The organism is Variovorax sp. V35 (assembly GCF_041154465.1).
GTDB classification, from domain to species: domain Bacteria; phylum Pseudomonadota; class Gammaproteobacteria; order Burkholderiales; family Burkholderiaceae_C; genus Variovorax; species Variovorax boronicumulans.
This window is the reverse complement of sequence record NZ_AP028666.1, coordinates 301,741-324,666: the sequence shown is the minus strand read 5'-3', so window position 1 is coordinate 324,666 and position 22,926 is coordinate 301,741. Positions and strand designations below refer to the sequence as shown.

At 69.3% G+C, this 22,926-nt stretch carries 26 protein-coding genes; 20 read left to right on the top strand and 6 right to left on the bottom strand.

The features are described from left to right. The first annotated feature begins 62 nt into the window (after positions 1-62). Genes hpaR through ACAM42_RS01440 form a run of 16 tightly spaced genes read left to right on the top strand, consistent with a single transcriptional unit; the run spans position 63 to position 13,743 of the window. Positions 63-500: a homoprotocatechuate degradation operon regulator HpaR gene (hpaR, locus tag ACAM42_RS01515; RefSeq protein ID WP_056583837.1), complete on the top strand. Its 438-nt coding sequence runs from the start codon at positions 63-65 to the stop codon at positions 498-500. Beyond that, positions 497-1,129: a fumarylacetoacetate hydrolase family protein gene (locus ACAM42_RS01510; RefSeq protein ID WP_369630902.1), complete on the top strand. Its 633-nt coding sequence runs from the start codon at positions 497-499 to the stop codon at positions 1,127-1,129. Before hpaR ends, ACAM42_RS01510 begins: the two co-directional genes overlap by 4 nt. Then, complete coding sequence (locus ACAM42_RS01505) at positions 1,126-1,896, top strand: fumarylacetoacetate hydrolase family protein (protein WP_369630901.1); 771 nt, start codon at positions 1,126-1,128, stop codon at positions 1,894-1,896. The genes ACAM42_RS01510 and ACAM42_RS01505 overlap by 4 nt, the downstream gene beginning before the upstream one ends. A gap of 43 nt (positions 1,897-1,939) precedes the next feature. After that, positions 1,940-2,941: a Bug family tripartite tricarboxylate transporter substrate binding protein gene (locus ACAM42_RS01500; protein ID WP_369630900.1), complete on the top strand. Its 1,002-nt coding sequence runs from the start codon at positions 1,940-1,942 to the stop codon at positions 2,939-2,941. A gap of 37 nt (positions 2,942-2,978) precedes the next feature. Further along, a complete protein-coding gene (hpaE, locus tag ACAM42_RS01495) occupies positions 2,979-4,445 on the top strand; it encodes a 5-carboxymethyl-2-hydroxymuconate semialdehyde dehydrogenase (RefSeq protein ID WP_369630899.1) in 1,467 nt (488 codons plus the stop codon). Further along, the gene (locus tag ACAM42_RS01490) at positions 4,442-5,416 is read left to right on the top strand and encodes a tripartite tricarboxylate transporter substrate binding protein (protein WP_369630898.1); all 975 of its coding nucleotides are present in this window, start codon (positions 4,442-4,444) and stop codon (positions 5,414-5,416) included. The genes hpaE and ACAM42_RS01490 overlap by 4 nt, the downstream gene beginning before the upstream one ends. A gap of 3 nt (positions 5,417-5,419) precedes the next feature. Then, a complete protein-coding gene (locus ACAM42_RS01485; RefSeq protein ID WP_369630897.1) occupies positions 5,420-5,755 on the top strand; it encodes an aromatic ring-opening dioxygenase subunit LigA in 336 nt (111 codons plus the stop codon). Next, positions 5,752-6,579, top strand: a complete 828-nt coding sequence (locus tag ACAM42_RS01480; protein ID WP_062476853.1) for an extradiol ring-cleavage dioxygenase — start codon at positions 5,752-5,754, stop codon at positions 6,577-6,579. Before ACAM42_RS01485 ends, ACAM42_RS01480 begins: the two co-directional genes overlap by 4 nt. 13 nt (positions 6,580-6,592) lie before the next feature. Further along, positions 6,593-7,000: a 5-carboxymethyl-2-hydroxymuconate Delta-isomerase gene (locus tag ACAM42_RS01475; RefSeq protein WP_369630896.1), complete on the top strand. Its 408-nt coding sequence runs from the start codon at positions 6,593-6,595 to the stop codon at positions 6,998-7,000. Positions 7,001-7,017: 17 nt separating this feature from the next. Next, positions 7,018-7,821, top strand: coding sequence for a 2-oxo-hept-4-ene-1,7-dioate hydratase (hpaH, locus tag ACAM42_RS01470; protein ID WP_062476860.1), 804 nt, complete (start codon positions 7,018-7,020; stop codon positions 7,819-7,821). A 12-nt stretch (positions 7,822-7,833) separates the two neighbouring features. Beyond that, positions 7,834-8,655, top strand: a complete 822-nt coding sequence (hpaI, locus tag ACAM42_RS01465) for a 4-hydroxy-2-oxoheptanedioate aldolase (RefSeq protein WP_369630895.1) — start codon at positions 7,834-7,836, stop codon at positions 8,653-8,655. Between the two features lie 21 nt (positions 8,656-8,676). Beyond that, positions 8,677-9,144: a nuclear transport factor 2 family protein gene (locus ACAM42_RS01460; RefSeq protein ID WP_139704058.1), complete on the top strand. Its 468-nt coding sequence runs from the start codon at positions 8,677-8,679 to the stop codon at positions 9,142-9,144. A 37-nt stretch (positions 9,145-9,181) separates the two neighbouring features. Further along, the gene (gene ilvD / locus ACAM42_RS01455) at positions 9,182-10,915 is read left to right on the top strand and encodes a dihydroxy-acid dehydratase (protein WP_062476869.1); all 1,734 of its coding nucleotides are present in this window, start codon (positions 9,182-9,184) and stop codon (positions 10,913-10,915) included. 37 nt (positions 10,916-10,952) lie between these two features. Next, complete coding sequence (locus tag ACAM42_RS01450; RefSeq protein ID WP_369630894.1) at positions 10,953-11,945, top strand: Bug family tripartite tricarboxylate transporter substrate binding protein; 993 nt, start codon at positions 10,953-10,955, stop codon at positions 11,943-11,945. An 18-nt stretch (positions 11,946-11,963) separates the two neighbouring features. Next, positions 11,964-12,752 (top strand): class II aldolase/adducin family protein, encoded by a 789-nt coding sequence (locus ACAM42_RS01445; RefSeq protein ID WP_070063516.1) that lies wholly within the window; start codon positions 11,964-11,966, stop codon positions 12,750-12,752. A 13-nt stretch (positions 12,753-12,765) separates the two neighbouring features. Beyond that, the gene (locus tag ACAM42_RS01440) at positions 12,766-13,743 is read left to right on the top strand and encodes a 2-dehydropantoate 2-reductase (protein ID WP_369630893.1); all 978 of its coding nucleotides are present in this window, start codon (positions 12,766-12,768) and stop codon (positions 13,741-13,743) included. Positions 13,744-13,758: 15 nt separating this feature from the next. On the opposite strand, the gene ACAM42_RS01435 is transcribed toward ACAM42_RS01440, so the two are convergent. From ACAM42_RS01435 to ACAM42_RS01425, 3 genes are all read right to left on the bottom strand, one after another. Continuing rightward, positions 13,759-14,544 carry a hypothetical protein gene (locus tag ACAM42_RS01435; protein ID WP_369630892.1) on the bottom strand — a complete coding sequence of 262 codons (786 nt, stop codon included), beginning with the start codon at positions 14,542-14,544 and terminating at the stop codon, positions 13,759-13,761. A 328-nt stretch (positions 14,545-14,872) separates the two neighbouring features. Continuing rightward, a complete protein-coding gene (locus ACAM42_RS01430) occupies positions 14,873-15,586 on the bottom strand; it encodes a YebC/PmpR family DNA-binding transcriptional regulator (RefSeq protein ID WP_095949820.1) in 714 nt (237 codons plus the stop codon). Between the two features lie 96 nt (positions 15,587-15,682). Beyond that, complete coding sequence (locus ACAM42_RS01425; RefSeq protein ID WP_369630891.1) at positions 15,683-16,639, bottom strand: DMT family transporter; 957 nt, start codon at positions 16,637-16,639, stop codon at positions 15,683-15,685. 141 nt (positions 16,640-16,780) lie between these two features. Here ACAM42_RS01425 and ACAM42_RS01420 point away from each other — a divergent pair, with 141 nt between their 5' ends. After that, entirely contained in the window at positions 16,781-17,662 is an 882-nt protein-coding gene (locus tag ACAM42_RS01420; RefSeq protein ID WP_369632703.1) for a LysR family transcriptional regulator, read from the top strand. Here ACAM42_RS01420 and ACAM42_RS01415 read toward each other — a convergent pair. Together ACAM42_RS01415 and alr are read right to left on the bottom strand one after the other, a co-directional pair. Further along, on the bottom strand, positions 17,640-18,380 hold the full coding sequence (locus tag ACAM42_RS01415) for a hypothetical protein (protein ID WP_159278889.1): 741 nt from the start codon (positions 18,378-18,380) through the stop codon (positions 17,640-17,642). The two genes, ACAM42_RS01420 and ACAM42_RS01415, sit on opposite strands and share 23 nt — an antisense overlap. A 1-nt stretch (position 18,381) precedes the next feature. Beyond that, the gene (gene alr / locus ACAM42_RS01410; RefSeq protein WP_070063521.1) at positions 18,382-19,479 is read right to left on the bottom strand and encodes an alanine racemase; all 1,098 of its coding nucleotides are present in this window, start codon (positions 19,477-19,479) and stop codon (positions 18,382-18,384) included. A gap of 171 nt (positions 19,480-19,650) precedes the next feature. Between alr and lplT the strand changes: the two genes are divergently transcribed. From lplT to ACAM42_RS01395, 3 genes are all read left to right on the top strand, one after another. Further along, positions 19,651-20,955 carry a lysophospholipid transporter LplT gene (gene lplT, locus ACAM42_RS01405; RefSeq protein WP_062476894.1) on the top strand — a complete coding sequence of 435 codons (1,305 nt, stop codon included), beginning with the start codon at positions 19,651-19,653 and terminating at the stop codon, positions 20,953-20,955. 61 nt (positions 20,956-21,016) lie between these two features. Beyond that, on the top strand, positions 21,017-21,907 hold the full coding sequence (locus tag ACAM42_RS01400; RefSeq protein ID WP_062476897.1) for a DMT family transporter: 891 nt from the start codon (positions 21,017-21,019) through the stop codon (positions 21,905-21,907). 12 nt (positions 21,908-21,919) lie between these two features. Further along, the gene (locus tag ACAM42_RS01395; protein WP_369630890.1) at positions 21,920-22,408 is read left to right on the top strand and encodes a glutathione peroxidase; all 489 of its coding nucleotides are present in this window, start codon (positions 21,920-21,922) and stop codon (positions 22,406-22,408) included. Positions 22,409-22,410: 2 nt separating this feature from the next. Here the strand turns inward: ACAM42_RS01395 and ACAM42_RS01390 are convergent, their stop codons facing one another. After that, the gene (locus ACAM42_RS01390; protein ID WP_369630889.1) at positions 22,411-22,845 is read right to left on the bottom strand and encodes a carboxypeptidase regulatory-like domain-containing protein; all 435 of its coding nucleotides are present in this window, start codon (positions 22,843-22,845) and stop codon (positions 22,411-22,413) included. Positions 22,846-22,926: the final 81 nt, after the last annotated feature.

Genomic DNA, 22,926 nt, shown 5'->3' with positions numbered 1-22,926 from the left:
CCCGCAGGCGTGTTTTCTCGGCATTCATTTAACATGTTAAATAATTCTGAGAGGCACAGCTTTTGAGCACCACCTTCACGCACCGCAATTTGCCGCGCCTGCTGCTGCAGGCCCGCGAAGCCGTGATGGCCCACACGCGGCCCAGCCTGCGCGAGCACGCACTGTCCGACCAGCAATGGCGCGTGCTGCGCGTGCTGGGCGAACACGGCGCGGTCGACACCGGCCGCGTCGCACGCGAGGCTTTCATCCTCGGCCCCAGCCTCACGGGCGTGCTGGCGCGCATGGAGCGCGACAACCTCATCACCCGCGCCCGCGACCCGGCCGACCAGCGCCGCACCGTGGTCGAGGCCACGCCGCACGGCATGAAGCTCGTGAAGCGCCTGGGCACCAGCATCGAGGCGCACTACGACTGGATGGAACAGTCGCTGGGCAAGGCCAAGCTGACGCAGCTCTACGGCCTGCTGGACGAACTGATCGCGCTGGAGCAACCCGAACCATGACCACCTCCTTTCTCCCCACCGGCACCGTGTACGGCACGCTGCTGAACTTCCGCGCCGAGGCCGCGGCGCTCGCGCCGCAGATGACCGAGGTGCCCTACAAGGCACCGCCGAAGGCGCCCGTGCTCTACGTGAAGACGGCCAACACCTGGAGCCCGCACGGCAGCACCGTCACCGTGCCCGCTGCGGTGACCGACGTGGAAGTCGGCGCCAGCGTCGGCATGGTGATCGGCGCCGAGGGCGACGTCGAAGGCTTCGTGCTGCTGAACGACCTGTCGATCCCGCATGCGAGCTTCTTTCGCCCGCCGGTGAAGTTCAAGTGCGTCGACGGCTTCCTGGGCATCGGTCCCGCGCTGCGCGACGCGCAGGAGGTGGCCGACCCGGCGCAGTTCCGCGTCGAGGTGCGCATCAACGGCGAACTCAAGCAATCGATCGACTTCTCGCAGCTCGTGCGCCCCGCACCGCAGCTGCTGGCCGACGTGGGCGAGTTCATGACGCTGGCGCACGGCGACGTGCTGATGCTCGGCTGTGACCTGGGCCGTCCGCTGGCCCGCGCGGGCGACCGCATCGACATCTCCGCGCCGGGGTTCGAGACCCTGAGCAACACGCTGGTGAAGGAAGCAACGGCATGAAGCACGCACGCGTCATCTTCGAAGGCCGCGAGCACACCGGCACCGCGCACGAATTCAACGGCCAGGCCGACGCCGCCGTGCGGCTGGCCGACGGCCACGTCGTGCCGCAGGAGCAGCTCGTGTGGCTGCCGCCGCTCGCGCCCACGGCGCGCCCGCGCACCATCCTCGCGCTGGGCCTGAACTACGCCGACCATGCGAAAGAACTGGAGTTCAAGGCGCCCGAGGAACCGCTGGTGTTCGTCAAGGGCCAGAGCACGCTCATCGGCCACCGCCAGCTCACGCACCGCCCGGCCGATGTGAAGTTCATGCACTACGAGTGCGAGCTCGCCATCGTGGTCGGCAAGACCGCGAAGCACGTGAAGCGCGACGACGCCTACGACTTCATCGGCGGCTACACGGTGGCCAACGACTACGCGATCCGCGACTACCTCGAGAACTGGTACCGCCCCAACCTGCGCGTGAAGAACCGCGACACCTGCACGCCGCTGGGCCCGTGGTTCGTCGATGCGGCCGACGTGGCCGACCCGATGGCGCTCGCGCTGCGCACCACGGTGAACGGCACCGTCACGCAGCAGGGCAACACGCGCGACATGATCTTCGACGCGCCCTTCCTCATCGAGTACTTCAGCCGCTTCATGACGCTGTCGCCGGGCGACCTGATCCTCACCGGCACGCCCGACGGCGTGGTCGATTGCCAGCCGGGCGACGTGGTCGTGACCGAGATCGACGGCATCGGCGCGCTGGTCAACACCATCGCCGCACGCTGACGGACTGACTGCACCCCTTTCAAAAAAACGGAGACACACCGCCATGACGACCGCCAGAACCCGGACCTTCCGCCTTGCTGCCGCCTTCGTGGCGGCCAGCGCCGCCACGCTGCTGCTCGCACCCGCGGCAACGGCACAGACCGCCTCGGCCTATCCGACCAAGCCCGTGCGCTGGGTCGTGGGCTACCCGGCCGGCGGCGGCACCGACTACCTCGCGCGCACGGCCGGCGCGCAGCTCTCGCAGCAGCTCGCACAGCCGGTCACGGTGGACAACCGCCCCGGCGCGGGCGCGATCATCGCGTCGGAAAACGTGGCGCGTTCGCCGGGCGACGGCTACACCGTGTTCTCGGCCGACAACGGCGTGCTGGTCTACAACCCCGCGCTCTACAAGAAGCTGCCCTACGACGCCGAGAAAGACTTCGCGCTGCTCGGCATGATGGGCCGCTCGCCGCTCATCATCACGGCCGCGCCGGGCGCGGGCTTCAGCGACGCCAAGGCGCTCATCGCCGCGCTCAAGGCCTCGCCGGGCAAGTACAGCATCGCCACGCCGGGCACCGGCAGCCCGCACCACCTGGCCTACGAGCTGTTCCAGCGCGAGGCCGGCGTGTCGCTGCTGCACATTCCCTACAAGGGCGGCGCGCCCGCGCTGCAGGACCTCATGGGCAACCAGGTGCCGCTGATGATGCTCGACCTGCCCAGCGGCATCAGCGCCGTGAAGGCCGGCAAGGTGCTCCCGCTGCTGGCCATGTCGGCCGAGCGCGTGCCGCAGCTGCCCCAGCTGCCGACGGCCAAGGAGCTCGGCTACGCCGTCGAGGCCTACACCTGGCAAGGGCTGGTGGCACCGGCGGCCACGCCGAAAGACATCCAGGCGCGCCTGGGCGCCGACCTGCTCAAAAGCATGAACGACCCCGGCGTGAAGCAGAAGCTCTACGACGCCGGCTGGGAAGCCCGCCCCACGGACGCCGCCGAGATGGCCCGCTTCGTGGACACCGAACGCAAGAAGTGGCACGCGCTGATCAAGGCGCGCGACATCAAGCTCGACTGACGACACACCGCCGCAAGGCCGCAACACCTTCACGCCCATGCAACAGATCCATCACCTCATCGACGGCAAGCCAGTCCAAGGCACCGACTACTTCGAAACCGTCAACCCCGCCACGCAGGAAGTGCTGGCCGAAGTCGCCTCGGGCGGCGAGGCCGAAGTGAACGCCGCCGTGGCCGCCGCCAAGGCCGCCTTCCCCAAGTGGGCCGGCCTGCCCGCGCCCGAGCGCGCCAAGCTCATCCGCAAGCTCGGCGACCTCATCGCCAAGCACGTGCCCGAGATCGCGCAGACCGAGACCAACGACTGCGGCCAGGTGATCGCGCAGACCGGCAAGCAGCTCATTCCGCGCGCGGCCGACAACTTCTACTACTTCGCCGAGATGTGCACGCGCGTCGACGGCCACACCTACCCCACGCCCACGCACCTGAACTACACGCTGTTCCACCCGGTGGGCGTGTGCGCGCTCATCAGCCCGTGGAACGTGCCCTTCATGACCGCCACCTGGAAGGTCGCGCCCTGCCTGGCCTTCGGCAACACGGCGGTGCTGAAGATGAGCGAGCTGTCGCCGCTCACGGCCGCGCGCCTGGGCGAGCTGGCGCTCGAAGCGGGCATTCCCGCCGGCGTGCTGAACCTCGTGCACGGCTACGGCAAGGAAGCCGGCGAGCCGCTGGTGGCACACCCCGACGTGCGCGCGATTTCGTTCACCGGCTCCACCGCCACCGGCAACCGCATCGTGAAGAGCGCGGGCCTGAAGAAGTTCAGCATGGAACTGGGCGGCAAGAGCCCCTTCGTGATCTTCGAGGACGCCGACCTCGACCGCGCGCTCGACGCGGCCGTGTTCATGATCTTCAGCAACAACGGCGAGCGCTGCACGGCTGGCTCGCGCATCCTGGTGCAGCAGTCGATCTACGCCGACTTCGCCGCGAAGTTCGCGGAGCGCGCCAAACGCATCGTCGTGGGCGACCCGCTGGACGAGAAGACCATCGTCGGCCCGATGATTTCGCAGGCCCACCTGGCCAAGGTGCGCAGCTACATCGAACTGGGCCCGAAGGAAGGCGCGACGCTGCTGTGCGGCGGCCTCGAGGCGCCCGCCAACCTGCCCGACCGCGTGAAGAAGGGCAACTACGTGATGCCCACCGTGTTCGCCGATGTCGACAACCGCATGAAGATTGCGCAGGACGAAATCTTCGGCCCGGTCGCCTGCCTGATCCCGTTCAAGGACGAGGCGCACGCGATCGAACTGGCCAACGACATCGCCTACGGCCTGAGCAGCTACGTGTGGACCGAGAACATCGGCAAGGCGCACCGCGTGGCCGCCGCCGTGGAAGCCGGCATGTGCTTCGTCAACAGCCAGAACGTGCGTGACCTGCGCCAGCCCTTCGGCGGCACCAAGGCCTCGGGCACGGGCCGAGAAGGCGGCACCTGGAGCTACGAAGTGTTCTGCGAGCCGAAGAACATCGCGGTGTCGATGGGCTCGCACCACATTCCGCACTGGGGCGTGGCGTGAGCATTCAACGCCGCATGCTGCTGCAGGGCGCGGCCGCAGTCGCGGCCCTGCCCGCACTGGCACGCGCGCAGACGGCGTGGCCCGCCAAGCCGGTGCGCATCGTCGTGCCCTTCACGCCCGGCGGCACCACCGACTTCGTCGCGCGCCTCGTCGGCCTCGAACTCGGCAAGGCGCTGGGCCAGCCGGTGATCGTCGAGAACAAACCCGGCGCCGGCACGGTGATCGGCGTCGACGCGGTCGCCAAGTCAGCGCCCGACGGCTACAGCTTCGTGTGCGTGGCCAACAGCTTCACGGCCAACCAGACCCTGGTGCGCAAGCTGCCCTACGACACGCTCAAGGACCTGCGCCCGATCGCGCTCATGGGCATGTCGGAGCACGTGCTCGCCACGCACCCGGGCAGCGGCCTGAAGACGCTGGCCGACCTGCGCAACCAGGCCAAGGCCAAACCCGGCACGCTGAGCTTCGCCTCCTTCGGCAACGGCACCTCGGCGCATCTGTCGGGCGAAATGCTCAAGCTGCAGATGGGGCTGGACATCGTGCACGTGCCCTACAAGGGCCAGGGCCCCGCGCTGGCCGACCTGCTCGGCGGCCAGGTGACCGTCATGTTCGGCAACTGGCCCGAGTTCCGCGGCCATGTGCAGGCCGGCAAGCTGGTGGCGCTGGGCATGGCGACCGCGCAGCGCTCGCAGTACGCGCCCGCGATACCCACACTGGCCGAACAGGGCGTGGCCATCGAGTCCAATTCGTGGAACGGCCTGCTGGCCCCGGCCGGCACGCCCGACGCCATCGTGCAACGCGTGAACGCCGAAGTGAACCGCGCACTCGCCTCGCCGGCCGTGACCGAGGCCTTCCACAAGGGCGGCATCGCGTCGCTGTCGGGCACGCCCGAGCGCTTTGCCGAGTTCATCCGCAGCGAGATCGCGAAGTACGGCGACGTGATCCGCAAGGCCAACATCCAGATCGAGGGCTGACCCATGAGCCTCTATGCGATGCAGAAATTCTTGTTCGCGCTGAACCGCGACGCCGACGTGCAGCGCCGCTTCGGCGAAGGCGGCGACACGCGCGCCACGCTGCTGGCGGGCTACGACCTGAACGACGAAGAGCGCGAAGCGATCGGCACCGGTGACATCGGCAAGCTCTACGTGCTCGGGTGCAACGGCCAGTTGCTGATGCACTTCGCGCCGTTGCTGGGCATCGCATGGGCGGACTATCTGGAAGCCATGCGCGAGGGCGTGCGCAAGTACGGCCCCGTGCGCGCGGGCATCTATGCCATGACAACCGGCACGAACGAAAAGGTGGCAGGCGTATGAGTCTCGTATTCGCAGGCGTGTGCAGCCACGCCCCCGGCATCACCGGCCGCGCGCATCTCGCCGACCCGGCGGTGAAGGACGAGTTCCACGCGCAGTTCCATCGCTTCGGCGAAGCGATGCGCGCCACGAAGCCCGACGCGGTGATCGTGATCGCGGCCGAGCACTTCGCGAACTTCTTCATGAACAACATGCCGGCGTATGCGATCGGCATGGCCGACAGCTACGAGGGCCCGATCGAAGACCCGAAGTGGCTGGGCATCGAGAAGCACACCATCCCCGGCGACGCCGCGCTGTCGCAGCGCCTGATCCGCGAGGTGATGCAGACGGTGGACGTGGCCTACGCGGAAGAATGGAAGTTCGACCACGGCATCATGGTGCCGCTGAACTTCCTCACGCCGAACTTCGACACCAAGGTCATTCCCGTGAACATCAACTGCCAGGGCCCGCCGCTCACGCCGCTGCACCGCGCGTGGGCCTTCGGCGAAGCCTTGCGCCGCGCCTGCGACAAGGTGCCCGAGCGCATCGCGCTGGTGGGCACGGGCGGCATCTCGCACTGGCCGGCCACGCCCGATTCGGGCAAGGTCAATGCCGAGTGGGACGCCGAGTTCATGCGCCGCTGGTGCGCCAACGACCGCGAGGCGCTGCTGTCGCAGGCCGACTACGGCGACGAGGCCACCTACCGCGAAGCGGGCCAGGGCGGCTTCGAGATCCGCACCTTCCTGAGCGTGGCCGCGGCCGCGCGCGGCAAGGGCGAGATCTTCCACATGAAGGCCATCCCGATCTTCGCGGTGACCTGCACGGCCGCGACGATGTCGGTGGTTTGAACGGAGCACGACCATGCCGCACCTGGTGATCCTGTACACGCCCAACATCGAGGCCGAGACCGACGTGTCGGCGCTGTGCCGCACGCTGGCCGACACCATGCTCGAGCAGCGCGACGAGGCCGGCAAGCCGGTGTTCCCCACCGGCGGCACGCGCGTGCTGGCCTACCCCGCCGCGCACTACGCGGTGGCCGACGGCCGGGCCGACTACGCCTTCGTGTACCTCAACCTGCGCATGGCCTCTGGCCGCTCCGAGGCGGTGAAGAAGAAAGCCGGCGACGCGCTGCTGGCTGCCGTGCGCGCGCATTTCGAGCCCGTCTTCACGCAGCGCCACATCGGCATCACACTGCAGATCGACGAAGCGCCGGGGCAGGTGTACGACGGCAAGCACAGCAACCTGCATCCCCTGTTCAACAAATCATAAAAAAGAAGCGAGCCCCCATGCTCTCCACCGCCACCATCGCCCAACTGGCCGCCGAACTGCACGAGAGCGAGAAGTCGCGCGTGCAGGTCGAGCATTTCTCCAAGCGCTTCCCCGAGATGACCATCGAGGACGGCTACGCCATCTCGCGCGAATGGGTGAAGCACAAGATCGCCGAAGGCCGCATCGTCAAGGGCCACAAGATCGGCCTCACCTCGCGCGCCATGCAGCAGGCCAGCCAGATCACCGAGCCCGACTACGGCACGCTGCTGGACGACATGTTCTTCGAGCAGGGCGGCGACATCCCGTTCACGCGCTTCATCGCGCCGCGCATCGAGGTCGAGCTGGCCTTCGTGCTCGGCAAGAAGCTGCAGGGGCCGAACGTGACCATCTTCGACGTGCTGGCCGCCACCGACTACGTGGTGCCCGCCATCGAGATCATCGACGCGCGCATCGAGCAGTTCGACCGCCACACCAAGGCCATGCGCAAGGTGTTCGACACCATCGCCGACAACGCCGCCAATGCGGGCATCGTGCTCGGCGGAAGGCCGGTGAAGCCCGACGCGGTCGACCTGCGCTGGGTGAGCGCGCTGCTCTACAAGAACGGCGTGATCGAGGAATCGGGCGTGGCCGCGGCCGTGCTCAACCACCCGGCCACCGGCGTGGCTTGGCTCGCGAACAAGCTCGCGCCGTGGGACGAATGCCTCGAGGCCGGCGAGATCGTGCTGGGCGGCTCGTTCACGCGCCCCACCAACGCCGTGCCGGGCGACACCTTCCATGCGGATTACGGCCCCCTGGGCTCCATCGCCTTCCGTTTCGTCTGACGAGTTTTTTTCATGCACACCCCACTCAACACCTTCAAGCAGGCCCTGCAGGCCGGCCAACCCCAGATCGGCCTGTGGGTCGGCCTGGGCGACGGCTACGTGGCCGAGCTGCTGGCCGGCACCGGCTACGACTGGCTGCTGGTCGACGGCGAGCACGCGCCCAACGACGTGCGCTCGGTGCTCGCGCAGCTGCAGGGCATCTCCAGCGCGTGGTCGGCGCAGCCCGAGGCGCAGCGCTCGCATCCCGTCGTGCGCATTCCCGTCGGCGACACCACGCTGATCAAGCAGTACCTGGACATCGGCGCGCAGACGCTGCTGGTGCCGATGGTCGACACCGCCGAGCAGGCCGCTCAACTCGTGCAAGGCATGCGCTACCCGCCCGAAGGCATCCGCGGCATGGGCAGTGCGCTGGCGCGCGCCTCGCGCTGGCAGGCCTACCCGAACTACCTGCACGAGGCCAACGCGCAGACCTGCCTGCTGGTGCAGGCCGAGACGGTCGAGGCGATGAAGAACCTCGACGCCATCGCGGCCACGCCCGGCGTGGACGGCGTGTTCATCGGCCCGGCCGACCTGTCGGCCTCGATGGGCTTCGTGGGTCAGCCCAACCACCCCGAGGTGCAGGCCGCGATCGCCGACGCCATCGCGCGCATCCGCAAGGCCGGCAAGGCGGCCGGCATCCTGTCGACCACCGAGGAGCAGGCGCGCAAGTGGCTCGCGGCCGGCGCGCTGTTCGTGGCGGTGGGTGTCGACACGATCCTGCTCGCGGCCGCCGCCAAGCAACTGCTCGCGAAGTACAAGGCCGCGCCGGGCGCCACCGCGCCCAACGGCTACTGATCCCCTTTCAAGGACATTTCGATGCGACGCACCACCCTCGCGGCTTTCGCCGCTGCCGCAGCCCTGTTCCTCGGCGCCTGCGCCCAGACGGGCCCGGCCTCGACCGCGCAGGCCCGACAGGAAGCCAACCGCCAGACCGTGCTCGCCTTCTACGAGAAAGGCCTGAACCAGAAGGACGCTGACGCAGCATTGCAGTACGTGGGCAACCGCTACGTGCAGCACAACCCGACGGCGGCCGACGGGCCCGAGGGCTTTCGCAAGTTCATCGCCTTCCTGCGCGAGAAGTTTCCGAACTCGAAGAGCGAGATCAAGCGCAGCTTCGTCGACGGCGACTACGTGATCCTGCACGTGAACGCGGTGCGCGAGCCGGGCACGCGCGGCAGCGCCATCGTCGACATCTTCAAGCTCGAGAACGGCAAGATCGTCGAGCACTGGGACGTGGTGCAACCCGTGCCCGAAACCGCCGCGAACAAGAACGGCATGTTCTGACGCCCCGCCCTTCCACGAGCCAGCCTTCGCCAGCCGCATGACCACGCCCACCGACCCCACGAAACGCTTCCGCTCCGCGACCATCCGCGAGGGCACGATCCGCGCGACCACGCGCAGCTTCCTGCACGCGCTGGGCCAGGACGACGAGGACATCGCGCGCCCGCACGTCGGCGTGTTCCACACGGGCGGCGAGATGAGCCCGTGCAACCTCAACCTGCGCGAGCAGGCGCAGCACGCCAAGACCGGCATCTACGCCGGCGGCGGCACGCCGCACGAATGTCCGGTGGTGTCGGTGAGCGACGGGCTGACGATGGCGCATTCGGGCATGCGCTTCTCACTGATCTCGCGCGAGCTCATCGCCGACAGCGTGGAGGCGTCCACGCGCGGCCACCAGTGGGACGGCATCTTCGCCATCGGCGCCTGCGACAAGAACCTGCCGGGCCTGATGATGGGCATGGTCCGCTGCAACGTGCCCAGCGTGTTCGTGCACGGCGGCTCGGCATTGCCGGGCCAGATGCCCGGGCCCGACGGGCGCGACCTCAACGTGGTCGACACCTACGAGACCATCGGCAAGGTGCTGGCCGGCACCGCCACGCACGACGAGCTCGACGCCATGAGCCGCGCCTGCCTGCCCACGGCCGGCGCCTGCGCGGGGCAGTTCACGGCCAACACCATGGGCATGGTGTCGGAGGCGCTGGGCCTGGCGCCCATCGGCTCGAGCATGGTGCCCGCGGTGTTCAGCGAACGCGCGCCGCTGATGCGCCGCGCCGCCAAACAGCTCATGAAGGCGGTGATGGGCGACGGCCCGCTGCCGCGCGACGTCGTGACGCGCAAGGCGCTCGAAAACGCCTGCGCCGTGGTCTCGGCCACGGGCGGCTCGACCAACGCGGCGCTGCACCTGCCGGCCATCGCACACGAGGCGGGCATCAAGTTCCACCTGGACGACGTGGCCGAGATCTTCGCACGCACGCCGCTCATTGCCGACCTGCGTCCCGGCGGCCAGTACCTGGCGCGCGACGTGTACTACATCGGCGGCGCGGGCGTCATCCTGCGCACGCTGCTGGAGCAGGGCTTCCTGCACGGCGACGCCCTCACCTTCACCGGCCGCACGCTGGCCGAGGAAGTGGCCGACGCCGCCGCGCCCGACGGCCGCGTGGTGCGCGCAGCGGGCAACCCGATCACGCGCGACGGCGGGCTGGCGGTGCTCAAGGGCAACCTCTGCCCTGACGGCGCGCTGCTCAAGACGGCGGGCCTGAAGACGCTGGTGCACCGCGGCCCGGCGCGGGTCTTCAATTCGGAAGAAGAAGCGCAGGCCGCCGTGCAGAACCGCCGCTACGAAGCGGGCGATGTGATCGTCATCCGCAACGAAGGCCCCAAGGGCAGCCCCGGCATGCGCGAGATGCTGGGCATCACCGCGCTGCTGTACGGCCAGGGCATGGGCGACAAGGTGGCGCTGCTCACCGACGGGCGTTTTTCGGGCGCCACGCGCGGCCTGTGCATCGGCTACGCGGGGCCCGAGGCGGCCGACGGCGGGCCGATCGCGGTGCTGCGCGACGGCGACATGGTGGCCATCGATGCGCGCGCCGCGGCGCGCAGCATTTCGGTCGAACTGAGCGCCGAAGAAATCGCGTCACGGCTGGCCGGACGTGAGGTAAACGCGGGGGCGGCGCACGGTGGTTTGTTGGAAAAATACGCGCTCACCGTGCGCCCTGCCCACCAGGGCGCCGTGACCCACTCGGGCGCGGTCACCTGGCTGCGCGACGAGTCGTGATCCTGTTCCCTCCTCACCCACCCGAAAAGAGACAGACATGACCTTCACCCGCCGCCACATGCTGCAGTCCACCGGCGCTTCGGCGCTGCTCGCCAGCCTCGGCCAGCAGGCCTTTGCGCAGGCTGCCGCGCTCGAGAACGCCACCATCGTCACCGGCTTCGCGGCCGGCGGCACCTCGGACACCACCTGCCGGCGCATCGCGCTGAAGCTGAGCCCCGACTACGCCAAGACCGCCGTGGTCGAGAACCGCACCGGCGCGGGCGGCCAGATTGCCGTGAGCTACGTGAAGGGCCGCCCGGCCGACGGCACCACCATCCTGCAGACGCCCACGTCGATCCTCACGATCTACCCGCACATCTACAAGAAGCTGCCCTACGACCCGATGGTCGACCTCACGCCCGTGAGCCTAGCCTGCATCTTCGACTTCGGCTTCGCGGTCGGCCCGGCCGTGCCGGCCACGATCAAGACCGTGCCCGAGTTCCTCACCTGGGCCAAGGCCAACCCGGCCGGCGCCAACTACGGCTCGCCGGCCGCGGGCTCCACGCCGCACTTCATCGGCGCGCTGCTGGGCAAGCAAGGCGGCGTCGAACTCAAGCACGCGGCCTACCGCGGCACGCAGCCGGCCATGCTCGACCTCCTGGGCGGCAACATCTCGGCGGTGTCGGGCCCCATCGGCGACATCACACAGCACCTGCAATCGGGCAAGGTGCGCATCCTGGGCGTGTCGGGTGCCAAGCGCAGCCGCTTCGCGCCCGATGTGCCGACCTTCGGCGAGCAGGGCCTCAAGAACATGGCGCACAGCGAATGGTTCGCCTTCTTCCTGCCGGCCAAGGCCTCGCCCGAGCTGGTGACGAAGCTCAACACGGCGATGAAGAACGCGCTCGCACAGAAGGACGTGATCGACGGCCTCGGCACCTTCGGCCTGGAAGCCATGTCTTCCACGCCGGCCGAGCTGGCCGATCTGCTGAAGAAGGACACCGCCAAGTGGGCGCCGATCGTGAAAGAGGTCGGCTTCACGGCTGAAGGTTGATCACATGAAGGAACTGCCATGAACACACTCGCCACCGCGCCGTCGGCGCTGGTCCATCCCTCGATCCATCCCGACGAGCGCGCCGCGCGCGAGGAGCTCGCGGCCTGCTACCGCGTGTTCGCGATGCTGGGCTGGACCGAGATGATCTACAACCACATCACGGTGCGGCTGCCCGACAGCGTGACGGGTGGCGAGAAGCAGTTCCTCATCAACCCTTTCGGCCTGCACTACAGCGAGGTGACGGCCAGCAACCTGGTGAAGATCGACCTGCAGGGCAAGGTGCTCGACGGCTCGACCTACCCGGTGAACCCGGCCGGCTTCGTGGTGCATGCGGCCATCCACGACGGCCTGCCCGGCGCGCACTGCGTGATGCACACGCACACCACGGCCGGCGTGGCCGTGGCCTGCCTGCAGGGCGGCCTGCAGCAGACCAATTTCTATACCGCCCAGCTGCACGGCATGGTGGCGTACCACGACTTCGAGGGCATCACGATCCATGCCGACGAAGGCCCGCGCCTGCTCAAGAGCATCGGCGACCGCAACGCGGTGATCCTGCGCAACCACGGCCTGCTGGCCTGGGGCCAGACGCTGCCGCAGACCTTCGCGATCCTGTGGACGCTGCAACGCGCCTGCGAGATCCAGATGGCGACCTTCTCGATGGGCGCCGCGATTCCGGTGAGCGAAGAGATCGCACAGCGCTGCACGCGCGACGCGCTGCAGTTCAGCCCCGCGCACGGCGCCGGGCAGGACGTGTTCAATGCATTGGTGCGGCAGGTGGACCGCATCGACCCGAGCTACCGCAACTGAGGCGCCTGTTCCCATGAAGATTTGCATCTACGGCGCCGGCGCGATCGGCGGATGGATCGGCGTCGGCCTCGCGCAGGCAGGCCAGCGCCTGAACGTGGTGGCGCGCGGCGCCACGCTCGACGCGCTGCAGAAGGACGGCCTCTCGCTCATGCGCGGCGACGTGCGCACGCGCGTGCCGGTGAACGCGGTGGCCGACCCCGAGGCACTGGGTGTGCAAGACCTGGTGGTGATCGCCGTGAAGGCGCCCGCGCTGGCCGGCGTGGCCGAGCGCATCGGGCCGCTGATCGGGCCCGACACGATCGTGCTGGTCGCGATGAACGGCGTGCCGTGGTGGTTCCTCGAAGGCGGCTTCGGCGGCGAGATCACGGGGCACCGGCTCGCGGCCGTCGACCCCGAGGGCGCCATTGCCAAGGCCATTCCCTCGCGCAACGTGATCGGCTGCGTGGTGCACGCCAGCTGCTCGCTCGACGGGCCGGGCGTGGTGCGTCATCACTTCGGCAACGGGCTGATCGTGGGCGAGCCTTCGGGCCAGGCCACGCCGCGCGTGCAGGAGCTGGTCGAGCTGCTGAAAAGCACGGGCATCGACACCACGCTGTCGCCGCAGATCCAGAAGGACGTGTGGTTCAAGCTGTGGGGCAACATGACGGTGAACCCGATCAGCGCGCTCACCGGTGCCACCACCGACCTGATCATGGGCGACGACTACGTGCGCGGGTTCATCTCGGCCGTGATGCTCGAGGCCAAGGAGATCGGCCGGCGCATCGGCATCGAGATCACGCAGAGCCCCGAAGACCGGCATGCGGTGACGATGAAGCTCGGCGCGTTCAAGACCTCGATGCTGCAGGACGTGGAAGCAGGCCGTTCGGTCGAGCTCGACGCGCTCGTCACGGTGGTGCGCGAGCTGGGCGAGCTGACGGGCGTGGCCACGCCGTTCACGGATGCGCTGCTGGGGCTGGCGCGGCTGCGCACGCGGCAGCTCGGGTTGTACTGAGCAGCCTGCCGCTGGCTACCAGCGGTTTTCCGGCGCGGCGCCGATGGCTTCGACGCAACGGGCCACGATCTTCACGCGCTCCTCGCGCAGCCGCTGCCAGCCGTCGGCCTGCCACTGGGTCCAGGCCAGCGGCTCCGATTCGTAGCTGCAGCCGATCGGCGGGCGCATGAAGCCCGCGCGTCCCAGCGAGGCGCCGTACTTGAGCCGGAACAGTTCGTCCGAGCCCATCAGGTTTTCGTAGACGAGGTGCCACGACCCCGGGACCAGCGGCGAGTCGGCCTCCTTCGGCGTCTGGCGCGCGGCCTCGATCTCTTCGGGCGTGGAGCCGTCGGTCAGCGCGGTGGCGAGCGCGGTCTCGGTGCGGCGGCGGTAGATGTCGGTGGCGATCTTGCTCAGGGCCTCCTGCAGGTCGCTCATCGCCGGGTTGACGCCCACCGGGTCGTCGCGCAACGCTTCGAGCGTGGCGCCGCCGAGGCCGTCCTTCGAGAAGCCCTGCACGGCCGCGCCGGTGCCGAGCACGGCGAACGCGACATTCAACGCGACCTGGCCGGCCACGCGGCCCACCGTGTCTTCGCGCCGCACCACGCGCAGGTGATCGGCGCCGCTCTGCTGGGGCATGCGCAGGTAGCGGACGCGGGTTTGGGATGGAGGGGTGGCTTCGGCGGGTGCCGAGGCTGCGGCCATGGGCGGTGCAGCCGCTTCGGTCTGGGCCTGCGCCGAGAAGCCGGCGATGGCCAGTGCCAGGCCGAGGGCATGCCGTGTGGCACGCGACGGCGTTCGTTTCTTCGTCGAATGGGTCATTGAACTGTTTTCCTCCGGCGCGGATTGTCTCCGGCGTGGCGGCTCGGTTCTATCGACGATGTTCAGGGCGTGTGCACAGGCCACCGGGTACTTCCCTCCGCGAATGTCCCCCGGCCTGCGGCCTCCTCCTTGATTTCGCTGCGGGAAGCACCCAGTGTCCTGCGCACGGGACGCGGCGGTGGTGTGCGGCCGATCAACAACCGCTCTGAACACGCTCACGCCGATGGGGTGCCTTGCGCAGCGAAATCAAGGGGGAGCCCGCAGGCCGGAGGACATTCGCGGAGCAAGGCTCCCCGTCGGCGGGAGCGTCGCCCTGAATGTCAGGCGCTCAACCCGCCAACCCGACGTACACGTTCTGCACGTCGTCGTTCGCATCGATCGCGGCAAGAAACGCCTCGACCTCTTCCAGGTCGGCAGCGCTCAGGCTCGCCGGATCGACCGGGTTCTTCGGCCGGTAGCCCAGCTTGGCCGACAGCACGGTGAAGCCCTGGGCCGGCAGTGCGCGGCTCACGAGGTCGAGGTCGGCGGGCTCGGTCAGGAACAGGGTGGTGCCGTCTTCGGCGCCCGGCTCGAAGTCTTGCGCGCCGGCTTCGATGGCGGCCACTTCGGCGTCGGCGTCCTTGCTGGCGGGCTCGGCCTCGATCATGCCGAGGTGGTCGAAGTCCCACGAGACCGAGCCGGAGGTGCCGAGCTGGCCCTTGCGGAAGAGCACGCGCATTTCAGGTGCGGTGCGGTTCACGTTGTCGGTCAGGCACTCGACCATCACGGCCACGCGGTGCGGGGCGAAGCCCTCGTACATGACGTGGTCGAAGTGGACCGCCTCGCCCGTGAGGCCGGCGCCCTTCTTGATGGCGCGGTCGAGCGTGTCCTTCGGCATCGAGACCTTGCGGGCCTGCTCGACGACCAGCCGCAGCCGCGCGTTCGAGGCCGGATCGGCGCCGTTGCGCGCGGCGATCATGATTTCCTTGGCCAGCTTGCCGAACAACCGGCCCTTGGCATTCGCGGCCACGTCCTTGTGCTTGGCTTTCCATTGCGCGCCCATGTCTGCATTCCTTGGTGTTGTGGGGGGCGGCGAAACGCCGCAGCCCCCGAGGATGCCACGAGCCGGGGGCGGCGCCCAGCCGGCCCCCTTCCGCCGTCAGGGGCGCCGCTTCTGTTCGCCCTCCTCCGGCGCCAGGCTCACCCACAGGGCGGCGCCCACGATCAGCAGGCCGCCGGCCCAGCCCCAGGCGCCGATGCGCTCGCCCAGCCCGAGCGCCGCGATGGCCGCGCCGAACACCGGCTCGCTGCCCATGAGCAGCGACACCCGGCTCGGGCTGCTGCGCGAGGCCGCGTGGTTCTGCGCGAAAAAGGCGAACACGGTGCACAGCAGCACGAGATACGCCATGCCCCACCAGAAGCCGGCCGTGGCGGGCGGCAGGTGCCAGGCGCGCCCACCCGACGCGGCCAGCAGCGACAGCGCCGCCGCGCCCAGCGCCATCACGCCGGACTGCACGGCCGTCAGCGTGAGCGCCGGCAGGTTGTGGCGGCCCGCCAGCCGGCGCGTGAGGCACACCATGACGGCGCGCAGGAAGGCGGCGGCGAGCATGAGGGCGTCGCCCCACCCCATCGACAGGTCGGCGAGCGAGGGCGCCGAGAGCAGGGCCGCGCCCACGGCCGAGAGCCCGGCCGCCCAGAACACGCGCCGCGCGGGCCGCCGGTCCAGCAGCCACCATTCGACGAACGGCGTGATCGCCACGCACAGGCTGATGAGGAAGGCGGCGTTGCTCGCCAGGGTCAGCGACACACCGAAGGTCTCGCACAGGAAGATGGCGAGCAGGTTGGCGCCCAGCAGGCCGCCCACGGCGAGCCCCTGGCGCCATTGCGGGTCACGCCACAGCGGCCGCAGCGCGGGCAGCAGCACAAGAAAGGTGAGGCCGAAACGCAGCGCGACGAACTCGAGCACGGGCAGCTGCTGCGTCGCCTGCTTGGCCACCGCGTAGCTGCCGCCCCAGACCGCCGCCACGAGCAGCAGCATGAGTTCGGCAGGGCCGAAGCCGGCCGGCCGCCACCCGCGCCCCGCCGGGACCGCACCTTGCAACGCCTTTGAATCCATACTGTCTGCCCGCGGCCCGGGGCGCCTGAAAGAAGAAGAGATGGCGCATTGTTCCGGGCGGCACCAGGGCCGCACAGCCGTCGGCCGGAACAGGACTCTTGCGTGGTCGGAACGAATTCATTTCTCAAGGTGCTGCCCGAGATGGTGACCTTCGTGCGGGTCGCCGAACTGGGCAGCTTCTCGGCCGCGGCCGACCTGCTGGGCATCACGCCCTCGGCCGCGAGCCGGCAGGTGAAGCGGCTCGAACAGGAGATCGGTGTGCAGCTGCTGCAGCGCACCACGCGCCAGCTGCGGCTCACCGAGCCCGGCGCCGAGGCTTTTGCGCGCTGCCGCGAACTGGTGGCGGCGGCGCAGGGCGCGATGGACATCGGCGCGCAGTTCGCGCGCACGCCGGCCGGCCGGGTGCGCCTGAGCGCGCCGAAGGCCTTTGCGCGGCGCGTGCTGCACCCGCACCTGCTCGACTTCCTGCGCCAGTATCCGGCAGTGGACGTGCAGCTGATCGTGGCCGACCGCGACATCGATCCGATCCGCGAAGGCGTCGACCTCGTGGTGCGGCTGACCACGGCGCCGCCCGAGGGGCTGGTGGCGCGGCGGCTGATGGCGGTCGAGCACATCCTGTGCGCCACGCCGGCCTACCTGGCGCGCCACGGCGCCATCGCGCACCCGCACGACCTGCGCGCGCACAGCTGCCTGTCGCTGGGCGAGCACGAGCGCGACAACCACTGGCGCTTTCGAAAGGACGGTGAAGACGAGGTCGAGGTGGTGGTGGACGGCCGCTACGTCTGCAACCACAGCGAGATGCGGCTCGACGGCGCGCTCGCGGACCTGGGCGTGGCCTGCGTGCCGGCCTTCACGGCGCGCGAGGCGCTGGACGACGGCCACGTGGTGCGCGTGCTGCCCGACTGGGCGCTGCAGGGCGCCTACCAGGGGCACGCGTGGCTGATGTACCCGCCCAGCCGCTACCTGCCGCCCAAGTGCCGGGTGCTGGTGGAGCACCTGCTCAGCGCGGTGCCTTCCCCGTGAGCACGCGCACGGCCTCGGGCAACGAGTGGACCTGCGGCATGAAGTGGTCGATGAGCGCGCCCAGCGCCACCGCGCAGACCACGGCGCCCAGCAGCGGCTTCCAGGTGAGCCGCACCGCCGCCATGAGCCAGCCTTCGCGCGCCACGCGCACCGCGGCGCGGGCCGACACATAGGAGAAGGCGACTTCGATCGCCACGGCCAGCAGCGCGTCCCAGCTGAAGTACAGCAGCACGAGCGAGCCCGCGCCGAGCACGACGGCCACGCACAGCAGGAAGATGGCGAGCACCGGCACGACGATGATCGCGCCTTCGTCGGCGCTGCCCGCGGCGTCGAGCGCGCCGCTGGCGACATCGGAGAGCCCACTGCCGCCGTCGGTGGCGTCGGTCGCGCCCCCGTGATCGTCCGAGCCGTCGGAGCGAATATCCAGGTCCTCATCGGGCGGCTCGAACTCGGTGCGCCGCTCCACCAGCCGTTGCGCCCACCAGCGCAGCACGCACAGGTACCCGACGTAGCCCACGCCCAGCGTGACGAGGTAGCGCACGGCCAGCGACTCGACGTGCAGCAGGTGCATCTGCAGCGCCGACACGCCCCACATCAGGAGCAGCGTGAAAGTGCCGATCAGCAGGCCGTGCGTGCGCAGGCTGTGATCGCGGTGCAGGTCGCGTTCGACCTGCGTTTCCCACAGGCGCACGGAGCGCCAGTTGGAAAGAACCTTCACGTCATTCGTCGGCAGGTGCGAAGGGCACCCGCGGCGCGACCGCGCACATGAGTTCGTAGCCGACGGTGCCGGCGGCCTGGGCCACCTCGTCGATCGGCAGCACCGCGCCGGTCAGGGCCGAGCGGCCCCACAGCGTGACCTCGGCGCCGAAGGCGGCGTCGGGCACGGGCGTGAGGTCGACGGTGATCATGTCCATGCTCACGCGGCCCACCATGCGGGTGCGCACGCCGTTCACCAGCACCGGGGTGCCGGTGTCGCAGTGGCGCGGGTAGCCGTCGGCATAGCCGACCGCCGCGATGCCGATGGTGAGCGGGCCCTCGGCCGCGAAGCGCGAGCCGTAGCCGATGGTGTCGCCGGCCTTCAGCGTCTGTACCGAGATGAGCCGGGTCGACAGCGTCATGGTCGGCTGCAGCTGCCAGTGCGCCGCGTCGTGTTCGGGAAAATCGGGGGCGCTGCCGTACAGCACGATGCCGGGGCGCACCCAGTCGCCGCGCGTGCGCGGCGCATGGCGCAGCGTGGCGGCGCTGTTGGCAATGGAGCGCTCGCCGGGCAGGTCGCGCGTGGCGCGCTCGAACACCTCGAGCTGGTGCTCGATGCCGCGCGGGCCGTCGGCGTCGCTGAAGTGCGTCATGAGCGAGATCTCGTCGACCTGCGGGAGCGCGTTCAGGCGCGTCCAGGCCGAGCCGAAGCGCTCGGGCGAGAAGCCCAGGCGGTTCATGCCGGAGTTCATCTTCAGGAACACGCGCTGCGGCTTCAGGGTCTTGTGGGCCGCGAGCATGTCGATCTGCTCGTCGCAGTGCACCGAATGCCACAGGTCCAGGCGCGAGCACAGCTCCAGGTCGCGCGCGTCGAACACGCCTTCGAGCAGCAGCACCGGGCCGCGCCAGCCCAGCGCGCGCACGCGCTCGGCCTCGGCCAGATCGAGCAGCGCGAAGCCGTCGGCGCCGCGCAGGCCCTCGAAGACACGCTCGATGCCGTGCCCGTAGGCGTTGGCCTTGACCACGGCCCAGACACGGGCGTCGACGGCCGAGCGGCGGGCGCGGTCGAGGTTGTGGCGCAGGGCGGCGGTGTGGACGGTGGCGAGAATGGGGCGCGGCATGGCGGGTGTTGGGGTGGTTTCAGACCACGTTTTAGCATCTTCGGGAATGGGGTCGAATCCCGTGGGGATGCCTGAATTCGCGTCGTACCCCCATGCTATAACCGCCCATTCGCGCCTGACGCGACACTTTTTCACTACCGCCAGCAGACCCTCTGGCCAGCCAGCCCATCGATGAAGCGCGGTTTTTACACGATCATGTCGGCCCAGTTCTTTTCGTCGCTGGCCGACCAAGCGCTTTTCGTCGTTGCCGTCGATCTCATGCGAAGTTCGGGCGCCCCCGAATGGCAGCGGGCCGCCCTGGTGCCGATCTTCGCGGTCTTCTATGTGGTGCTGGCCCCGCTGGTGGGCGCCTTTGCCGACGCGCTGCCCAAGGGCAAGGTGATGTTCATCAGCAACGCGATCAAGGTCGTGGGCTGCCTGATGATGCTGTTCGGCTCGCACCCGCTGCTGTCGTATTCCATCGTGGGCCTGGGCGCGGCGGCCTACTCGCCGGCCAAGTACGGCATCCTCACCGAGCTGCTGCCGTCGTCGCAGCTGGTCAAGGCCAACGGCTGGATCGAAGGGCTGACCATCGCCTCGATCCTGCTGGGCATCGTGCTCGGCGGCATGCTGGTGGGCCATGCAGTGTCCAGCCAGCTGCTGCTGATCGACCTGCCGTTCATCGACACCGGCATCGACTCGCCGGCCGAAGCCGCCATTGCGGTGCTGATCTTCGTCTACGTGCTCGCGGCCTGGTTCAACACCCGCATCCCGCACACCGGCGTCGAGATGCGCCCGCTGCGCTCCAACCCCGAGCAGAGCATGGTGCGCAACCTGGCCGGCCTGCTGCCCGACTTCTGGCATTGCAACGCCCGCCTGTGGCGCGACCGGCTGGGCCAGATCTCGCTGGCGACCACCACGCTGTTCTGGGGCGCGGGCGGCAACCTCAAGTACATCGTGCTGGCCTGGGCCGCCGTAGCGCTCGAATACAACACCACCCAGGCCTCGGCGCTGACCGGCGTGGTCACCATCGGCACCGCGGTGGGCGCCATCGTGGCCTCGATGTACATGCGGCTGGACATGGCCACGCGCGTGATCCCCATGGGCATCGCGATGGGCCTGATGGTGATCTGCATGAACTTCATCGGCAACGTCTGGCTGGCGGTGCCGTTCCTGATCATCCTGGGCGGCCTGGGCGGCTTCCTGGTGGTGCCGATGAACGCGCTGCTGCAGCACCGCGGCCACAACCTGATGGGCGCGGGCCGCTCCATCGCCGTGCAGAACTTCAACGAGCAGGCCTGCATCCTTCTGCTGGGCGGCTTCTACAGCGTGTGCACGGGCCTGGGCCTGTCGGCCTACGGTGCGATCAGCGCCTTCGGCCTCGTGGTGGCGGGCTGCATGTGGATCATCAAGCGCTGGCACGAGAACAACCTCAAGAAGTATCCTGAAGAGGTCGAGCACCTCCTCGCGATCGCCCGCAGCGACAAGCACCACTGATTTCGCGCGACCGCGTTGGTGCAATGGCCGGCGCGCCGAGCGCCCCCACTCCAACGCCCCCATGCCCGCACTTGCCCTGATGTTCAACGCCTTCGTGTGGGGCGTGTCCTGGATTCCCTTCCGCCAGATCGCCAGCCACGGCCTGCATCCGCTGTGGACCACCTGCCTGATCTACCTCGTCATCGCCACGGCGATGGGCCTCGTGCGCCGCCACGCCTGGAAAGCCTTCGCCGCGTTCCCGATGCTGGTGGCGCTGGGCCTGGCGGCGGGCTTCACCAACGTGGGTTTCAACTGGGCCGTGACGCAGGGCGACGTGGTGCGCGTGGTGCTGCTGTTCTACCTGATGCCGCTGTGGAGCGTGCTGCTGGCCTGGTTGCTGCTGGGCGAGCGGCCCACGGGCGGCGCGCTGATGCGCGTGGCGCTGGCGCTCACCGGCGTGGTGGTGGTGCTGAAGGCGCCGGGCACCGACTGGCCGGTGCCCTCGAGCCTGCCCGACTGGCTGGGGGTGGCGGCGGGCTTCGGCTTTGCCGTGACCAACATCGTGCTGCGCCACCTGCGGCATGCCCCGGGCGAGTCGCGCGCGCTGGCCATGTTCTGGGGCTGCACGGTGGTGGCGGGCGTCGGCGCGGTGAGCGGCACCGCGTTCGGCGGCATCGATTCGCCGCTGCTCGCTTCGCCCGGCTGGCTGGGCTGGGCCGCGCTGCTGGGCACGGGCTTCATCGTCGCCAACGTGTGCCTGCAATACGGCGCGCCGAAGCTGGCGGCCAGCGCGACCTCGGTGATCATGCTGTCGGAAGTGCTGTTCGCCAGTGTCTCGTCGGTGGCACTGGGCGCGTCCACCATGAACTCGCGCATCCTCGTCGGCGGCGCGCTGATCGTGCTGGGCGCGGTGTGGTCGGCGTTTGCGCGAACCCCGCCCGCGCGCGATGATGGCGTTTCCGCGTCCACCTGAGGAGCTCTCTCCATGACCAGCGTCTACGACTTCCAGGCCACCCGCATCGACGGCAAGCCGGTGAAGCTCTCGACCTTCCGCGGCAAGGTGCTGCTGATCGTCAACACGGCGAGCAATTGCGGCTTCACGCCGCAGTTCGAAGGCCTGGAAGCGCTGCACGAAAAGTACGCCGGCCAGGGCCTCGCGGTGCTGGGCTTTCCCTCCAACCAGTTCGGCGGGCAGGACCCGGGCACCAACGAGGAAATCGGCGCCTTCTGCATGACCAACTACGGCGTGAGCTTCCCGATGATGGAGAAGATCGACGTCAACGGCAGCAACGCGCTGCCGCTGTACCAGTGGCTCACCAAGGAAAAGCCGGGCCTGCTGGGCAGCACGGCCATCAAGTGGAACTTCACCAAGTTCCTGGTCGGGCGCGACGGCGCGGTGCTCAAGCGCTACGCGCCGCTGGACACGCCGGCCTCGCTCACGCGCGACATCGAGGCGGCGCTGGCCGCCAGCTGAATTCAGAAGCGGAAGTCGGCGCTCTTCGGCCCACCGCCGACCGTCACGGTCTGGCTCCTGGTCTCGCCCGTCGACGTGCTCACGTCGATCACATAGCGCCCCGCCGGCACGTCGATGAGGCACACCGGGCCGGTGGCGGTGAAGGCCATGGCGGCGGACGAGTTCGCGTCGCCGCCCTTGATCGCGACGTTCAGGTTGGCCAGGTAGGCGCCGTCGGCGCGCGCGAACAGCAGCGACAGCGGGTGGTTCTTCATGGCGGCGCGCATGGCGTTCGACTCGTCGGAGCCGATGCCGCCGCACACATAGCGCGTGGTGCCGATGCCCTGCCAGGGCGGCAGGGCCGAGGGCGGCTGCTGCGCCTGCGCGGCGACGGTGCCTGCGATGCAGGCAGCGGCCAGCAATGCGCGGCGCAGCGGAAAAGCAGAAACGAAAGACATGGCACGAACTCCTTGCAGCGTCTTCGGCCCGCCATGATGCGCCCCGACGCGCGGTGCGCACGTCGGACGGCAACGTACCCT

Coding starts and splice junctions, on each gene's coding strand:
- ACAM42_RS01510 (WP_369630902.1), top strand. CDS start 497: ATGACCACCTCCTTTCTCCCCACCGGCACCGTGTACGGCACGCTGCTG.
- ACAM42_RS01505 (WP_369630901.1), top strand. CDS start 1,126: ATGAAGCACGCACGCGTCATCTTCGAAGGCCGCGAGCACACCGGCACC.
- ACAM42_RS01500 (WP_369630900.1), top strand. CDS start 1,940: ATGACGACCGCCAGAACCCGGACCTTCCGCCTTGCTGCCGCCTTCGTG.
- hpaE (WP_369630899.1), top strand. CDS start 2,979: ATGCAACAGATCCATCACCTCATCGACGGCAAGCCAGTCCAAGGCACC.
- ACAM42_RS01485 (WP_369630897.1), top strand. CDS start 5,420: ATGAGCCTCTATGCGATGCAGAAATTCTTGTTCGCGCTGAACCGCGAC.
- ACAM42_RS01480 (WP_062476853.1), top strand. CDS start 5,752: ATGAGTCTCGTATTCGCAGGCGTGTGCAGCCACGCCCCCGGCATCACC.
- ACAM42_RS01475 (WP_369630896.1), top strand. CDS start 6,593: ATGCCGCACCTGGTGATCCTGTACACGCCCAACATCGAGGCCGAGACC.
- hpaH (WP_062476860.1), top strand. CDS start 7,018: ATGCTCTCCACCGCCACCATCGCCCAACTGGCCGCCGAACTGCACGAG.
- hpaI (WP_369630895.1), top strand. CDS start 7,834: ATGCACACCCCACTCAACACCTTCAAGCAGGCCCTGCAGGCCGGCCAA.
- ACAM42_RS01460 (WP_139704058.1), top strand. CDS start 8,677: ATGCGACGCACCACCCTCGCGGCTTTCGCCGCTGCCGCAGCCCTGTTC.
- ilvD (WP_062476869.1), top strand. CDS start 9,182: ATGACCACGCCCACCGACCCCACGAAACGCTTCCGCTCCGCGACCATC.
- ACAM42_RS01450 (WP_369630894.1), top strand. CDS start 10,953: ATGACCTTCACCCGCCGCCACATGCTGCAGTCCACCGGCGCTTCGGCG.
- ACAM42_RS01445 (WP_070063516.1), top strand. CDS start 11,964: ATGAACACACTCGCCACCGCGCCGTCGGCGCTGGTCCATCCCTCGATC.
- ACAM42_RS01440 (WP_369630893.1), top strand. CDS start 12,766: ATGAAGATTTGCATCTACGGCGCCGGCGCGATCGGCGGATGGATCGGC.
- ACAM42_RS01435 (WP_369630892.1), bottom strand. CDS start 14,544: ATGACCCATTCGACGAAGAAACGAACGCCGTCGCGTGCCACACGGCAT.
- ACAM42_RS01430 (WP_095949820.1), bottom strand. CDS start 15,586: ATGGGCGCGCAATGGAAAGCCAAGCACAAGGACGTGGCCGCGAATGCC.
- ACAM42_RS01425 (WP_369630891.1), bottom strand. CDS start 16,639: ATGGATTCAAAGGCGTTGCAAGGTGCGGTCCCGGCGGGGCGCGGGTGG.
- ACAM42_RS01420 (WP_369632703.1), top strand. CDS start 16,781: ATGGTGACCTTCGTGCGGGTCGCCGAACTGGGCAGCTTCTCGGCCGCG.
- alr (WP_070063521.1), bottom strand. CDS start 19,479: ATGCCGCGCCCCATTCTCGCCACCGTCCACACCGCCGCCCTGCGCCAC.
- lplT (WP_062476894.1), top strand. CDS start 19,651: ATGAAGCGCGGTTTTTACACGATCATGTCGGCCCAGTTCTTTTCGTCG.
- ACAM42_RS01400 (WP_062476897.1), top strand. CDS start 21,017: ATGCCCGCACTTGCCCTGATGTTCAACGCCTTCGTGTGGGGCGTGTCC.
- ACAM42_RS01395 (WP_369630890.1), top strand. CDS start 21,920: ATGACCAGCGTCTACGACTTCCAGGCCACCCGCATCGACGGCAAGCCG.
- ACAM42_RS01390 (WP_369630889.1), bottom strand. CDS start 22,845: ATGTCTTTCGTTTCTGCTTTTCCGCTGCGCCGCGCATTGCTGGCCGCT.